Source organism: Kribbella solani (assembly GCF_014205295.1).
In the GTDB taxonomy this organism is placed as follows: Bacteria; Actinomycetota; Actinomycetes; order Propionibacteriales; family Kribbellaceae; genus Kribbella; species Kribbella solani.
The window spans coordinates 4,207,165-4,220,142 of record NZ_JACHNF010000001.1; the positions used below are offsets into that span (position 1 = coordinate 4,207,165).

General features: G+C 67.7%; 14 protein-coding genes. 4 read left to right on the forward strand and 10 right to left on the reverse strand.

Annotated features, from left to right (window positions below):
* Positions 1-5 precede the first annotated feature (5 nt).
* Complete coding sequence (locus HDA44_RS38115; protein WP_184836300.1) at positions 6-413, reverse strand: twin-arginine translocase TatA/TatE family subunit; 408 nt, start codon at positions 411-413, stop codon at positions 6-8.
* Between the two features lie 68 nt (positions 414-481).
* On the opposite strand from HDA44_RS38115, the gene HDA44_RS19095 reads away from it, so the two are divergent.
* Complete coding sequence (locus HDA44_RS19095; RefSeq protein WP_184836302.1) at positions 482-1,174, forward strand: TIGR03089 family protein; 693 nt, start codon at positions 482-484, stop codon at positions 1,172-1,174.
* 1 nt (position 1,175) lies between these two features.
* A complete protein-coding gene (locus HDA44_RS19100; RefSeq protein ID WP_184836304.1) occupies positions 1,176-1,955 on the forward strand; it encodes an SDR family oxidoreductase in 780 nt (259 codons plus the stop codon).
* A 22-nt stretch (positions 1,956-1,977) separates the two neighbouring features.
* Here HDA44_RS19100 and galE read toward each other — a convergent pair whose 3' ends face one another.
* The 3 genes from galE to HDA44_RS19115 all read right to left on the reverse strand — a co-directional run bounded on the left by galE (position 1,978) and on the right by HDA44_RS19115 (position 6,034).
* Positions 1,978-2,940 (reverse strand): UDP-glucose 4-epimerase GalE, encoded by a 963-nt coding sequence (gene galE / locus HDA44_RS19105; protein ID WP_184836307.1) that lies wholly within the window; start codon positions 2,938-2,940, stop codon positions 1,978-1,980.
* A 63-nt stretch (positions 2,941-3,003) separates the two neighbouring features.
* The gene (locus HDA44_RS19110; protein ID WP_184836309.1) at positions 3,004-5,082 is read right to left on the reverse strand and encodes a spermine/spermidine synthase domain-containing protein; all 2,079 of its coding nucleotides are present in this window, start codon (positions 5,080-5,082) and stop codon (positions 3,004-3,006) included.
* A 91-nt stretch (positions 5,083-5,173) separates the two neighbouring features.
* Entirely contained in the window at positions 5,174-6,034 is an 861-nt protein-coding gene (locus HDA44_RS19115; RefSeq protein WP_184836311.1) for a S1 family peptidase, read from the reverse strand.
* A 258-nt stretch (positions 6,035-6,292) separates the two neighbouring features.
* Here HDA44_RS19115 and HDA44_RS19120 point away from each other — a divergent pair, with 258 nt between their 5' ends.
* Entirely contained in the window at positions 6,293-7,777 is a 1,485-nt protein-coding gene (locus HDA44_RS19120) for an LCP family protein (RefSeq protein WP_184836313.1), read from the forward strand.
* 6 nt (positions 7,778-7,783) lie between these two features.
* Positions 7,784-8,788, forward strand: coding sequence for a glycosyltransferase family 2 protein (locus HDA44_RS19125; protein ID WP_184836315.1), 1,005 nt, complete (start codon positions 7,784-7,786; stop codon positions 8,786-8,788).
* Positions 8,789-8,895: 107 nt separating this feature from the next.
* Here HDA44_RS19125 and HDA44_RS19130 read toward each other — a convergent pair whose 3' ends face one another.
* The 6 genes from HDA44_RS19130 to HDA44_RS19155 all read right to left on the reverse strand — a co-directional run bounded on the left by HDA44_RS19130 (position 8,896) and on the right by HDA44_RS19155 (position 12,963).
* A complete protein-coding gene (locus HDA44_RS19130; RefSeq protein ID WP_184836317.1) occupies positions 8,896-9,480 on the reverse strand; it encodes a hypothetical protein in 585 nt (194 codons plus the stop codon).
* A gap of 30 nt (positions 9,481-9,510) precedes the next feature.
* The gene (locus HDA44_RS19135; protein WP_184836319.1) at positions 9,511-10,269 is read right to left on the reverse strand and encodes an ABC transporter ATP-binding protein; all 759 of its coding nucleotides are present in this window, start codon (positions 10,267-10,269) and stop codon (positions 9,511-9,513) included.
* Positions 10,256-11,155 (reverse strand): ABC transporter permease, encoded by a 900-nt coding sequence (locus HDA44_RS19140; protein WP_184836321.1) that lies wholly within the window; start codon positions 11,153-11,155, stop codon positions 10,256-10,258. The genes HDA44_RS19135 and HDA44_RS19140 overlap by 14 nt, the downstream gene beginning before the upstream one ends.
* Before the next feature lie 80 nt (positions 11,156-11,235).
* Positions 11,236-11,865: a hypothetical protein gene (locus HDA44_RS19145; RefSeq protein WP_184836323.1), complete on the reverse strand. Its 630-nt coding sequence runs from the start codon at positions 11,863-11,865 to the stop codon at positions 11,236-11,238.
* An 88-nt stretch (positions 11,866-11,953) separates the two neighbouring features.
* Complete coding sequence (locus tag HDA44_RS19150) at positions 11,954-12,277, reverse strand: AzlD domain-containing protein (RefSeq protein WP_184836325.1); 324 nt, start codon at positions 12,275-12,277, stop codon at positions 11,954-11,956.
* A complete protein-coding gene (locus tag HDA44_RS19155; RefSeq protein ID WP_184836327.1) occupies positions 12,274-12,963 on the reverse strand; it encodes an AzlC family ABC transporter permease in 690 nt (229 codons plus the stop codon). Before HDA44_RS19155 ends, HDA44_RS19150 begins: the two co-directional genes overlap by 4 nt.
* Positions 12,964-12,978: the final 15 nt, after the last annotated feature.

A 12,978-nucleotide genomic window follows, 5' to 3' on the forward strand; every position in this document is an offset into this window, starting at 1 on the left:
GGCCCTTACCGAGGCGTGGACGCCTCCGGCGGTTCCGCCCCGGATTGCACTGGCGGAGCGGGCGGCGCCGACTGAACCGGCCGATCCTGAACGGGTGCCTGGGGCTGAACCGACTGGGGCTGAACCGGCTGGGGCTGAACCGGCCGGGGCTGGACCGACTGCTGGACCGGCTGCGATTGCGGCTTTGATTGCGGCTGTGATTGCGGCTGGGCCGCCTGCATCGGCTGGGTTTGTGCTGTTACCTGGGCGGGCTGCTCGTCGTCGTCGCCGTTGCGGGCTTTTTCGAACTCCTTCATCGCCCGGGCCGCGTTCTTGGTCAGTTCGGGCAGTTTCTTCGCGCCGAACAGCAGGATCACGATGACCAGGATGACGATCCATTCGCCGCCTTCGGGCAGCGCGAGCTGTACCACCATGACAAGCCTTCTTCCGAGCGGATTCACTTTCCACGGTACGCCGCGCCCGGAACCGTAGGGTGGGCCATATGTCACGAATCCTGCCCGAGCTGTTCGCGGCCGCGGTCCGGCGCGACGGCGGCGCCCCGTTCCTGACCCACTACGACGACGCGAGCGGCGAACGGATCGAGCTGAGCGCGGTCACCACCGCGAACTGGGTCGCCAAGACCGCGAACCTGCTGGTCGACGAGTACGACCTGGAGACCGGCGAAACGGTCGCGATCGGCCTCCCACCGCACTGGCTGGGCGTCGTCTGGGCGCTGTCCGCCTGGTCGGCCGGCGCGGGCCTGACCAGCGGTACGGGCACGCTGGCGATCACCGGCCCGGACGTCGCGATCCGTGGCGAACGCGAGACGATCGCCTCGGCGCTGCTCCCGCTCGGCGGCCGCTTCCGGGATCCGTTGCCGGACGGCGTGCACGACTTCGGCGCGGAGGTCTACAACCATCCCGACCTGTTCGTCCCGTTCGACCCACCGACGCCCACCTCACCCGCGTACGACGAACTCACCCACGAGGATCTGATCGGTACGGCGGAACCCGTCCGGGACCGAATCCTGGTCACCCGGACGCTGACCGACCGGGACGGTCTCGCGCTGCTGGTCGGCGTGATCTCCGGAGGTGGTTCGATCGTGCTCTGCCGCAATCTGGACACCAGCAAGCTGGAGCGCCGGGTCGCGGACGAGAAGGTCGATCGGGTGCTCAGTCAACTGACGGAGGGGTAGCGTGCGGCGGTTCGAGGGGAAGGTCGCGCTGGTCACGGCGGCCGCGCAGGGGATCGGGGCGGCGGTCGCGCGGCGGCTCGCGGACGAGGGCGCGGCCGTGGTGGTCACGGATCCGCAGGAGGACAAGCTCGGCGCGCTCGCGGCCGAGATCGGTACGGAGGCGCTCGCCGTCCGGGTGGACGTGACGAGCCGGGACGACGTGGACGCCGCGGTCGCGGCAGCGGTCGAGCGGTTCGGCCGGCTGGACGTGGTGGTGAACAACGCCGGCGGGTGCCTGATCGCGCCGTCGCCCGAGGACACGCCCGACGAGCTCTGGCAGGCCCAGCTGGACCTGACGCTGATCGGCGCCTCGCGCTGCATCCAGGCCGCGCTGCCGCAACTGGTGAAGCATCGCGGCAACGTGGTGACGATCAGTTCGGTGAACGCGATCGGTGCCTTCGGCAACATCGAGTACTCCGCCGCCAAGGCCGGCCAGATCGCGATGAGCGTCAACTACGCGGCCCGGTACGGCGAGCTCGGCGTCCGCTTCAATGTCGTTGCCCCGGGCACCATTCGGACGCCGATCTGGGATCACCAGCCGGGGACCCTGGAGCGGTTCTCGAAGCTGTACCCGCTCGGCCGGGTCGGCGAGCCCGCGGACATCGCCGCCGCGGTCGCGTTCCTGGCCTCCGCCGACGCGTCCTGGATCACCGGCCACACGCTGCCGGTCGAAGGTGGCGTTCTCACCGGCCCGGGCGGGCTGGACCTCGGAACGTCCGGCTACTTCAAGAAGGAGTACTGACTTCCGAAGCAGACCGGCCGGCTCAGGACGGCGTACCGGCCGGCCAGGCTTCCCATGCGGTGGCGAACATCTGGTCGACCGTGTACGTGTTCTTCCAGTCCAGGTCGCGGGCGGCCAGGTCGCCGTTCGCGACCACCCGGGACGGGTCGCCCGGCCGGCGCGGGCCTTCGCCCGGCGTGAAGTCGATCCCGGTCACCCGGCGCGCGGCGTCCATGATCTCGCGGACCGACGTACCGGTGCCGCTGCCCAGGTTGTACACCGGCTCCAGCGCCGTACCGGCCTCCAGCGCGCGGGCGGCGGCGACGTGCGCCCGCGCCAGGTCGGCCACGTGCACGTAGTCCTTCACCGACGTACCGTCCGGGGTCGGGTGGTCGGTGCCGTAGATCTGCGGCACCTTCCCCTGGGTCAGCAGGTTGCAGACGATCGGGAACAGGTTGTACGGGCTCGCGTCGTACACCGCCGGATCGCCGGAGCCGACCACGTTGAAGTACCGCAGCGCGGTGTGGTGCAGCTCCGAAGCGGCGGCCTGGTCGCGGAGCAGCCACTCCCCGATCAGCTTCGACTCACCGTACGGGGACTCCGGCGCGGGCCGGGTCGATTCGGTCACCACTTCTTCGGTCGGCGTCCCGTACACGCCGGCGCTGGAGGAGAAGACGATGTTGCGTACGCCCTTCTCCCCCATCGCCTCCAGCAACGACACCATCGCCGTCACGTTCTGCGTGTACGTGTGCAGCGGCCGCTCCACCGACACCCCGGCGTACTTGAAGCCGGCCAGGTGCACGACGCCCGTGACACCGTCGAGCGCCTGCCGGACAGCCGCGCCGTCCAGCAGGTTCGCCCGGACGAACGGCACGCCGTCCGGTACGAACTCCGCCTTGCCGCTCGACAGGTCGTCGATCACGACCACGTCGATCCCGCTGTCGCGGAACGCCCGCACCACATGCGCCCCGATATACCCCGCACCACCGGTCACAAGCCAAGTCATGGCAACGATCCTGCCATCCCGGGCCAGCCGTACCGGCCCGGGCGGGCCGAATCCGTACCAGACCTACTGCCGCACGGCCTGCCGGATCTTGGGTGTCAGCAGGAACGCACCGGCGTAGAGCACGGCGGCGATGATCAGCAGGCCGTGGAAGCCGATGACCAGGGCCGCGTACTCCAGACAGCCGCCGAGCATCGCGCCGAGCAGGTTCGCGCCGAACGACGCGGTGCCGTCAGCCGTGTCGGTGAAGCGTTTCGCGAAGATCACGTTCGCGGCGAAGATCGGCAGGAACGCGATCAGTACCGCGACGAGCGCCCGCAACCCGACCGGCATCCCGAGCAGCCAGCTGTCCGGGAACACCCAGGACAGTGCCAGCCCGCCGAACAGCACCGCGAACATCACCTTGATCGGTGGTGTCTTGAACCGCCTCGTCACTTCGACCGCGGCGAGCACCGCCACCAGTACGCCGGCGAACACGATCGCGTTGACCACCCAGGTCGTGCCGAACAGCAGCGCGAAGCCGGTGATGCTCTTCGTCTCCAGCAGCATGAAGCCCGCGCCGAGCAGGAACAGGTCCGCGTACGGGCGCATCCGCCGGTACGAGCCGCCGCCGCCCGCGACGCCGACCGCAACCAGACCGGCAGCCAGGATCAGCCCGATGGTGATCAGGTACAGGCTGGGAATCCGGTCCGTGAACAAGTAGAGGAACGGCCGGTTGTCGGTGGCCGGCGGCGGGGTGTTCGCGGACGCGCCGGCCCAGGCCGCCCCACAGGTCTGGTCCTGCTCGGTCAGTCCGACCGTCACCACGGCCTGCTGCAGACCGTCGCCGATCTTGTCCACGCACGGCTTGTGCCCGAACGCGGACTGGGCCGTCGAGGCGAGCCGGTCGATCAGCCAGCCTTCGCGGTAGTAGTTGTACATCGCGAACGCGCCGCCCGGGTTCAGGTGCTCCTTCGCGGACTCGAACGCCTGCTTGGTGAACAGGTAGCTCTCCAGCCGCAGCGAACTCGCGCCGTTCACCAGCGTCAGCGAGTCCGGCAGCGCCAGCAGGATCAGGTCGTACTTCTTGTCCGTCCGGGACAGGTACGCGCGACCGTCGTCGATGTGCGAGGTCACCCGCGGGTCCTGGTACGGGTGGTCCGGGTGCAGCGCCTTGCCGATGTCACGGATCCGCGGATCGATCTCGACCGCGTCCACATGCGTCGCGCCCTTCTTCAGCGCGATCGCCACGTCCGAACCCGAACCGGCACCGATGATCAGGACGTTCTTCGGCTGCTTGCCGGCGTTCGCCCGCTCGTACGGCAGGCCGTACTGCGGCTCCCACTTCAGTCGCGCGTCCGCTGGGATCGCCTGCTGGTGCGGTACGCCGTTCACCTTGATCGTCAGCAGCGGCACGCCTTCCCAGGTGTACTGCTGCGTCTGCACCTTGTAGTACGGCGACCAGCTGTTCTCCGGGCGGGTCGACTCGTGGAACAGGATGCCCAGCATCACGATGAGCGGCGACAGCACCATCGCGGCGCTCAGTCCGACTGCAACCGCACGGCGACCCACGGCCGGAATCATCAACAGACCGAACACCGCGGTGACGACCAGGCCCCACCAGATCGGCGGCGCGCCCAGGAACGACAGCGCGGTGAACGACGCGATCCCGATCAGGCTGCCGACCAGGTCGAACCGGTACGCGGTCAGTCGAGGCAGTTCGGCGAAGCACCGGCCGACCAGCTCGGCCGGACCGGCCAGCACCACCGCGGCCGCGACGAAGATGATCGGCAGGATCACCCAGACCGGCGGCCCGGTGGTGTTCAGGCTGGTGAAGTAGATGACGCTGGACGAACTGCCCCGATCGACGGTGACCGGCTTCCAGGCGATCACCAGTACCAGCAGGCCGAGCATGATCGGCGAGTAGTACGGCAACCGCTTCGCGCGGCCGGACCGGAGGACACCGATGCCGATACCGAGGAACGAGCCGAGCAGGACGAAGTTCGAGAAGTAGCTCAGGTGGACGACGTTGGAACCGGTCCAGCGGATCAGCGCGAGCTCGGTGAAGAGCATCAGTGCACTGGCCGCGATCAGCCGCGTCCGTACTCCGAACGGGCTCGGCCAACTGGTCGGTACAACGCGGTCAGTAGCGGAGTCGACAGCCATGCGGCCGGACGTTACCGGAACCGAGTGCGGCACGTCACACCGTTGACCTCACGGAGCCGTTACTCCACTACAGACCGTTATTTTTGCAGGCTCAGCGGCGCCCGGCCGGCTTGGGCAACTGGCAACCGGCCTTGTTTAAATCGATTGAACGAGTAGTGGTCAAACAGGTGTACAACCACCAGGTCTGCTGGCCGTACGCGGCGCCCTGCTCGACCGTGACGTTGCCGTTGGCATCGACTTCACACGGGTTGTTCACCGTGCACCGCTCGCCGTCCTCGTTGCCGGTGTTGTTCACCCCGATCACCTCACCGGTGACAGTACTCACCACGGGTGATCCGGACGTACCCCCGATCGTCTCGCACCCCGGCTGCCGGTACTTGATCGAACTCTGCCAAGTCCAGTCGCCCTCCCGCAGTTGCGGAATCGTCGCCTGCACCGAACACGTGTAGATCCGCTTCCAGTACCCGGACACGACCGCCATCCCGGCGCCGTCCGCCGGACCCTGCTTGGCGAGCGTCAGCGGCGCGACGTTCAGGCGCGTCTTGATCGAGGCGTACGTCTCGTTGACCTGGTACACGATCATGTCGGTCTTGGTCATCGTGCCGAACAGGATCTTCTCGGCACGCACCGTACCGGCCCGGCTCGCATCGGGTTTGAGCAACGTGATCGACCGTGACGACGCCGTGTTCACCAGTACCTGGCCGGGTTGCAGGAACCCGCCTTCGTAACAGTGCCCGTTGGTGAGTACCAGGGCCTTGTCGGTGGCGGCGGACTCGGCGTACCGGACCAGGGACGCGGAGCAGTTGCTGAGCGCGGCGATCCCGGTGAAGTCGGCGCCTGGCGCGGCCGCCGGTTTGACGTCGGCGACCGGCGCGGCCTGGGCGGTGGTGCTGCCGAGGAGGGTGGTGGACGCGACCGCGGCGGCGGCCAGCAGCGTACTGAAGAGTTTCATGGGGGCGGTTTCCTCACTGTTTGTACGTGCAGCACTTCGTAACGCATTCACCCCACGGCCACCATCACAACTCGATCAAAGCGGCCGTACCCAGGGTCAGTGCAGGGGTTTTCCTGCGCTCCGTGCCCGGACTGCTACTCTTCGTCTCCGAATCCGCCTCCGCCCGAACCATCTCCCCGCCCGGCACGTCGTACCGGATGACGGTGCGGGACAAGGTACGGTCGGCATGAGCCCGCCGGTGGAGAACGGAAGGATGTCATGCCGCAGGAGAAGCCAGACCTGCGCAATCTCCGCGAACCGGTTCGGTTCAAGCGGGCGCTGACGCTGCTGTTGATGACGCTGGTCCTGCCCGGATCGGCCCAGATCGTGGCCGGGAGCAAACGGGCCGGCCGGTGGGCCTGGCGGGTCGTCGCCGGCCTGGTCGCGATCATCGTCTTCCTGGTCGTCCTGGCCCTGATCTGGCGGGCCGGCACGATCAACTTCCTGGCCCGGCCGGGCACGCTGCGGCTGGTGCAGATCATCCTGATCCTGCTCGCGGTCGGCTGGGCCGCGCTGTTCATCGACGCGTACCGGATCGCGCAGCCGCTGACGCTGGAGCGCAACCACCGGCTGATGACCAGCATCCTCGACGGCGCGCTGATCTTCGTCGTCGTCAGCGCGCTGATCTACGCCAGCGTGTTCGTGAACACCCAGCGTGACTTCGTCGCCAGCGTGTTCGGCAGCGGGCACTCGTCGAAGGCCGAGAAGGGCCGCTACAACGTGCTGCTGATGGGCGGCGACTCCGGCGCGGACCGGGTCGGCACGCGCCCGGACAGCATGACGGTGGCAAGTATCAACGCCGACACCGGCCGTACGGTCCTGATCGGACTGCCCCGGAACCTCTCGAAAGTGCCGTTCCCGGAAGGTACGGCGATGGCGAAGCAGTTCCCGGACGGCTTCCAGTGGAAGAACTGCACCCCGAACTGCTGGCTGAACGGCGTGTACACGTACGCGACCGGCCACAAGGACCTGTTCCCCGGCGATCCGAATCCCGGTGAAACGGCGACCGCGCAGGCGATCGAGGCGACCACCGGGCTGAAGATCAACTACTTCGTACTGATCGACCTGGCCGGCTTCCGCGACCTGCTGAACGCGGTCGGCGGCATCACCCTGGACATCGGCGTCCGGGTGCCGATCGGCGGCGGCAGTTCGCCGATCAAGGGCTACATCGAGGCCGGCAAGAACCAGCACCTGGACGGGTACCACGCGCTCTGGTTCGCCCGGTCCCGGGCCGACTCCTCGGACTACGCGCGGATGGCACGGCAGAAGTGCGTGATGTCGGCGATGCTGAACCAGCTCTCGCCACAGACCGTGATCACCAAGTTCCAGGGCATCGCTTCGGCCAGCAAAGAAGTGGTCAAGACCGATATCCCGGCCGGTCAGCTCGGTACCTTCACCGACCTCGCGCTGGACGCGAAGAAGCTGCCGGTGTCAAGCTTCTCCGCGGTCCCACCGCTGATCCACACCAGCAACCCGGACTTCGCGGTGATCCGGGCCAAGGTCGCGGAGGCGATTGCAAAGTCGGAAGCGCTGGACAAGGGCGGCTCGGGAGGAGACGGTAAGACCTCGAACACTCCGAGTAGCACCGCCAGCCACCCGAGCAGCAGTACGAGCAAGAAGCCGAGCAGCACCAAGAAGCCCTCGGCCACACCGACAACACCCGCCGCCGGCGTCGACGACGTCGCCTCGATCTGTAAGGCCTGACCTGATATGCCGCTGTCCCCCTGGCCACCCGTCTCCGTCGTGATGCCCGTGCTGAACGAGGAACGACACCTCGAAGAGGCGGTCGGCCGTGTCCTCGAGCAGGACTACCCGGGTGAGCTCGAAGTCGTGCTGGCGATCGGCCCGAGCAAGGACCGGACCGAGGAGATCGCGGCCAAGCTGGCCGAGAAGGACCACCGGATCACCATCGTGCCGAACCCGACCGGCAAGACGCCGGCCGCGCTGAACGTCGGCATCGCGCACGCCCGGCACGACATCCTGGTCCGGGTGGACGGGCACGGCGCGCTCACCGACGGGTACATCACCCGCGCGGTCGAGGTGCTCCAGGAAAGCGGCGCCGACAACGTCGGTGGCGTGATGGCGGCCGAAGGCCGGACGCCGACCGAAATGGCGGTCGCCTGCGCGTACCGCTCCCGGCTCGGGCTCGGCGCGTCGACGTTCCACCAGGGCGGCAAGGCCGGGCCGGCCGACACCGTGTACCTGGGCGTCTTCCGGCGGGCCGCGCTGGAACGCGTCGGCGGTTTCGACGAGACCATGCACCGGGCGCAGGACTGGGAGCTGAACTACCGCATCCGGAAGACCGGCGGCCTGATCTGGTTCAGTCCGGATCTGTCCGTCACGTACCGGCCGCGGTCGTCGCTGTCAGCCGTCGCCAAGCAGTTCTTCCACACCGGCCAGTGGCGCCGCGAGGTAATCCGCCGCCACCCCGAAACCGCCAGCAAGCGGTACCTCGCACCGCCGGTCGCGGTCATCGGCCTGGTAGTAGGCACCATCCTGGGCATCATCGGCCTGGCCACCGGCATCAGCTGGCTGGACCTCGGCTTCGTGGCCCCCCTCGGCTACGCCCTCCTCCTCATCTTCGGCTCCGCCATGGAAGGCCGCTACCTCCCCTGGAAAGCCCTCTTCTGGATGCCCCTCGTCTGCGCCACCATGCACATCTCCTGGGGCCTGGGCTTCCTCATCGGCCTCCGAGAACACCCCCAACCCACCTGACCCGCCTGCCGCTCGGCACCCTCCACACAAGAGTGGATATCCACCGTTGTTGTGGGTTCTCCACCGGTATGCGAGTGGAGAACCCACAGCAAGAGTGGAGAAGCTCCTCAGCGGCGGCGGTTGAGGACGCGGAGCATGTTGGTGGCCAGCTGGGCGGGGTGATCGAAGTCGGTCCAGTCGGTGCGGATGACGATGAGGCCGAGTGCGCGGAGGCGGTCCTCGCGCCGCTTCTCGCGGATCAGTACCTCGGGCGACCCATCGCCGTACTTCAATGCGCCGTCGAACTCGACAGCCGTGTCGTACCCCTCGAAGTCGAAGTCGACCCGGCCGATGAGTCCGAACCGATCGCGGTACTCGGTCTGCAATCGTGGTCGCGGCAGCCCATGCTCGTACATCAGCACCCGCATGCGTGACTCGCCAACCGACTCGGACAGACCGTTTCCGAAGCTCAGCGCTTTCCGGGCGGCGGCGGAACCAGGCCAGTACGCGATCACGGATCGCAGTCGTCGTACCTCGTCCTCGCCGAGCCCGCCGGTACGAAGCGCGGCGTCGACGCCGATGACGCCCACGTCGAACGACGCCGTACACGCGGACTCGAGGCTCGCACGCGCGACGCTCGTCACGAGCAGGCCGTCAACCACGCTCAGGTCCGCGTCGGTCAGCACACCGAGGTGATGCTGTACGCCGGCCACGACCCCACCGGATCGCCCGTCCAGGCAGGCCTAGCCGGTGCGGGTGGAGGCGATGTAGGCGGCGACTACCTCGTCTACCGGGCCGTCTTGTTTCAGGGTGCCGGCGTCCAGCCAGAGGGCTCGGTTGCAGGTTTCCTGGACTACGTCGAGGCTGTGGCTGACCAGGAAGACGGTGCCGGCCTGATCGCGGAGTTCCTTGATCTTGCGTTCCGAGCGGACCCGGAACTCGGCGTCGCCGGTTGCCAGGGCCTCGTCGACGAGCAGGATGTCATGGGTCTTCGCGGACGCGATCGCGAACTTCAGCCGGGCCTGCATACCGGACGAGTACGTCGACATCGGCAGGTCGATGAAGTCGCCGATCCCGGAGAACTCGACGATCTCGTCGTACCGGCGGTCGACCTCGGCCGCGGACATGCCCATCGCGAGGCAGCCGAGCACCACGTTCCGGTCGCCGGTCAGGTCGTTCATCATCGCGGCGTTGACGCCCAGCAACGACGGCCGCCCACCGGTGTACACGGCGCCGGACGCCGGCGGCAGCAGACCGGCGATCGCCCGCAGCATGGTCGACTTGCCGGAGCCGTTGCGGCCGATGACGCCGATCGCGTCACCTTTGTACGCCGTGAAGCTCACGTTCTTCACCGCGTGCACCTCGCGGATCGTCGGCCGGTCCTGACGTTTGATGATCCGCCGCAGCGCGGTCGCCGCCGTACCTTTGCCGCCCTGCCCGGCGATCACCTTGTAGATGATGTCCAGCTTGTCGGCGATGACTGTTGGTTCAGCCGCGTCCATACCGGTCCTCCGCCCGCCAGAAGTACACGAACCCGACGACGAGCATCAGGAACGACCAGACGATCGCGATCGTCCACGCGTGCGGGAGCTGGTTCTTCTGGTGCTCCTGCAGCAGCGACCGCCGGATGATGTCGATGTACGCCGAGATCGGGTTGAACGCCAGCACCTGGACAACCCAGCCCGGCGCGTGCAGCTGGGACAGCTTGTACGGCAGCGAGAAGAAGATCCCGGACGCGTACAGCCAGGTCCGCGTGATGAACGGCAGCAGCTGACTGATGTCCGACACGAACGTACCGATCCGGGCGAAGACCAGCGTGATGCCGATGTTGAACATCACCTGCAGCAGCATCGCCGGTACCACCATGAACCAGCGCCAGGCCGGCCCGTCGGTGAACCCGACCACGGCGAACAGGATCGCCATCGAGACCATCATCTGGTTCAGCTCGTTCAGCACGTACGCGAGTGGGAGCGTCGCGCGCGGGAAGTGCAGGGTCCGGATCAGCGACAGGTTCAGCGCGAGCGAACGGGAACCTTCGGTCATGCAGCGCTGGGTGAACGTGAACACGAAGATCCCGCTGAGCAGGAACGCGACGTAGTTGTCGATCCCGTTCCGGGTGCCCAGCAGCACCCCGAAGGCCAGGTAGTAGACCGCCGCGTTGAGCAACGGTGTCAGCACCTGCCAGACCGAGCCCAGCCGGGCGCCGGCGTACATGGCGTAGGTGCGTGCGGTGGCGTAGCTGAGGACGAACTGACGACGGCTCCACAGCTCACTCAGGTACGTACTGAGCGACGGGCGGATCGAGCTCTTGGAGAGTCCGTAACGTTCGGCCAGCGCTGCCGGCTGTGCGGGGTTGGCCACCCCGGTCGGCTCTGCGGCGGTCGGCATTGCGCCAATCTACTGCGCACCGTGATCCCCCCATGACCGAGGTCAGCCCACTAAGCACTCTCTCAGCTTCCTGAGGTCCGTCAGCGGTCCTGCGGGCGGTCGGGGTTGGGGCCTGGGTTGTAGGGCTGGGACGGGAAGTTTTGCCCGGGGTTCGGGGGCTGGGGATGAGTAGGAAAGGTGCTGCCCGGGCGGTTGCGGCGGTGGTTGCGGATCAGGCTGATGACGAGGAAGACCACGCCGAGGCCGACGAAGATCAGGAACGAGAGGATCGTCGCGAGGATCGACACGACGAAGGCGACCACCGAGGAGCGGGGACCGGCGGCGTACGTGGCGCTGCTCTCGGTGTCCTTGCAGGAGATGGTGTAGTCGCCGGCCGGTACCGGACGGACCGAGCGGGCGACCACGTACCAGGAGTCGCCGTTGATCGTGATCGTCTCCGAGCCGCTCGGCCCCTTCAGCGGGACATCGTTACCGGCCGCGTCCTTCGCTTCGCAGGGTGGGCGGAGCGCCGGCACGGACGCGTACACGGTCAGACCTTCCTTCTTCAGGTGCACCGTGCCGCCCGCGATCGGTTGTGGTGATCGCGGCGCGGTGACGACGATCCGCCAGGCGAAGAACCCGGTCACGATCACCGCGAGCGCGAAACAGGCGATGGCGATCCAGGTAAGGGTCTTCTTCGGCGCGGCAGGCTGCCCCGGGTACGTGCTCATGCCCGCACGTTATCGCTCCGACGGGTACCAACGACCGCCCCGCGAGCGACGGGTCACGTTCTCCGGCTCACGCTCTACGGCTCATGCGCTACGGAACGCCGAGGAGGCGTAGTACGGCCGCGGTTGCCGCCGCGCCGACGACGATCAGGACGAACGGCACCTTCCGCCACGCAAGGATCCCACCGACCAGTACGCCCGCCGGCCGCGCGATCCCGGCCGGACCATGACCCGCGGTCAGCGCGGCGGTGGCAACCAACGCGGTCAGCAGCACGATCGCGGCCGCCGCCAGCAGCTTCTGCGCCCGCTCCGGCACCTCGACCCGGCTCCGCAACGCCGGTCCGGCGAACCGCATCGAAAAGGTGCCTACGGCAAGCACCCCGATACCGGCCAACAGCAAAGGCGTGTTCGTCACGACGTCACCTCTTCCAGCGCGGGCTTCTCGGCGCGATAGAACAACATTCCGACGAGCGCAAGCAGAACCGGCAACCCGGCCGGCAAGAACGGTGTCGCGGCCAGCGCGATCACCACGCCGACCAGTGCCGCCGTACGCGTCGAGCGATCGCGCAACGCCGGCAGCACGAGCGCCAGCAGAACCGCCGGGAACGCCGCGTCCAGCCCGAACGCATCGGTATCGGTGATCACCGACCCGGCCAGGCCACCAACCACGACACCCAGGTTCCAGCTGACAAAGATGCCGGTCCCGCACGCCCAGTACGCCGCGCGCTTCTGCCGCAACTCGTCCTGCCCCATCGCGAACGCCACGTTCTCGTCCGTCATCAGGTGACTGCCCGCCCACCGGCGCCAGCCGCCGCCGATCACGTCACTCACCGCGAGACCGAAAGCGATGTGCCGGCTGTTCACCAGCAGCCCGGCGATCATCGCCGCGATCGGGCTGCCGCCGGCGGCGACGATCCCGACGAACAGGAATTGCGAGGCGCCGGCGAACACGATCAGCGACAGCACGATCGGTACCCACAACGGCAGCCCGCCGCCGACGCTGATCGCGCCGTACGAGAGCCCGACCACACCGTCGGCCAGACATACCAGGGCGATGTCCCGGGCCAGTCCCCGGTCGAGTGTTCGCCAGATCGAACGCATGGGCATTATGATGAA

Excerpts from the sequence above, each read along its gene's own strand:
- HDA44_RS38115 (WP_184836300.1), bottom strand. The coding sequence starts at position 413 with ATGGTGGTACAGCTCGCGCTGCCCGAAGGCGGCGAATGGATCGTCATC.
- HDA44_RS19095 (WP_184836302.1), top strand. The coding sequence starts at position 482 with ATGTCACGAATCCTGCCCGAGCTGTTCGCGGCCGCGGTCCGGCGCGAC.
- galE (WP_184836307.1), bottom strand. The coding sequence starts at position 2,940 with ATGACTTGGCTTGTGACCGGTGGTGCGGGGTATATCGGGGCGCATGTG.
- HDA44_RS19110 (WP_184836309.1), bottom strand. The coding sequence starts at position 5,082 with ATGGCTGTCGACTCCGCTACTGACCGCGTTGTACCGACCAGTTGGCCG.
- HDA44_RS19115 (WP_184836311.1), bottom strand. The coding sequence starts at position 6,034 with ATGAAACTCTTCAGTACGCTGCTGGCCGCCGCCGCGGTCGCGTCCACC.
- HDA44_RS19120 (WP_184836313.1), top strand. The coding sequence starts at position 6,293 with ATGCCGCAGGAGAAGCCAGACCTGCGCAATCTCCGCGAACCGGTTCGG.
- HDA44_RS19125 (WP_184836315.1), top strand. The coding sequence starts at position 7,784 with ATGCCGCTGTCCCCCTGGCCACCCGTCTCCGTCGTGATGCCCGTGCTG.
- HDA44_RS19135 (WP_184836319.1), bottom strand. The coding sequence starts at position 10,269 with ATGGACGCGGCTGAACCAACAGTCATCGCCGACAAGCTGGACATCATC.
- HDA44_RS19140 (WP_184836321.1), bottom strand. The coding sequence starts at position 11,155 with ATGCCGACCGCCGCAGAGCCGACCGGGGTGGCCAACCCCGCACAGCCG.
- HDA44_RS19145 (WP_184836323.1), bottom strand. The coding sequence starts at position 11,865 with ATGAGCACGTACCCGGGGCAGCCTGCCGCGCCGAAGAAGACCCTTACC.
- HDA44_RS19155 (WP_184836327.1), bottom strand. The coding sequence starts at position 12,963 with ATGCGTTCGATCTGGCGAACACTCGACCGGGGACTGGCCCGGGACATC.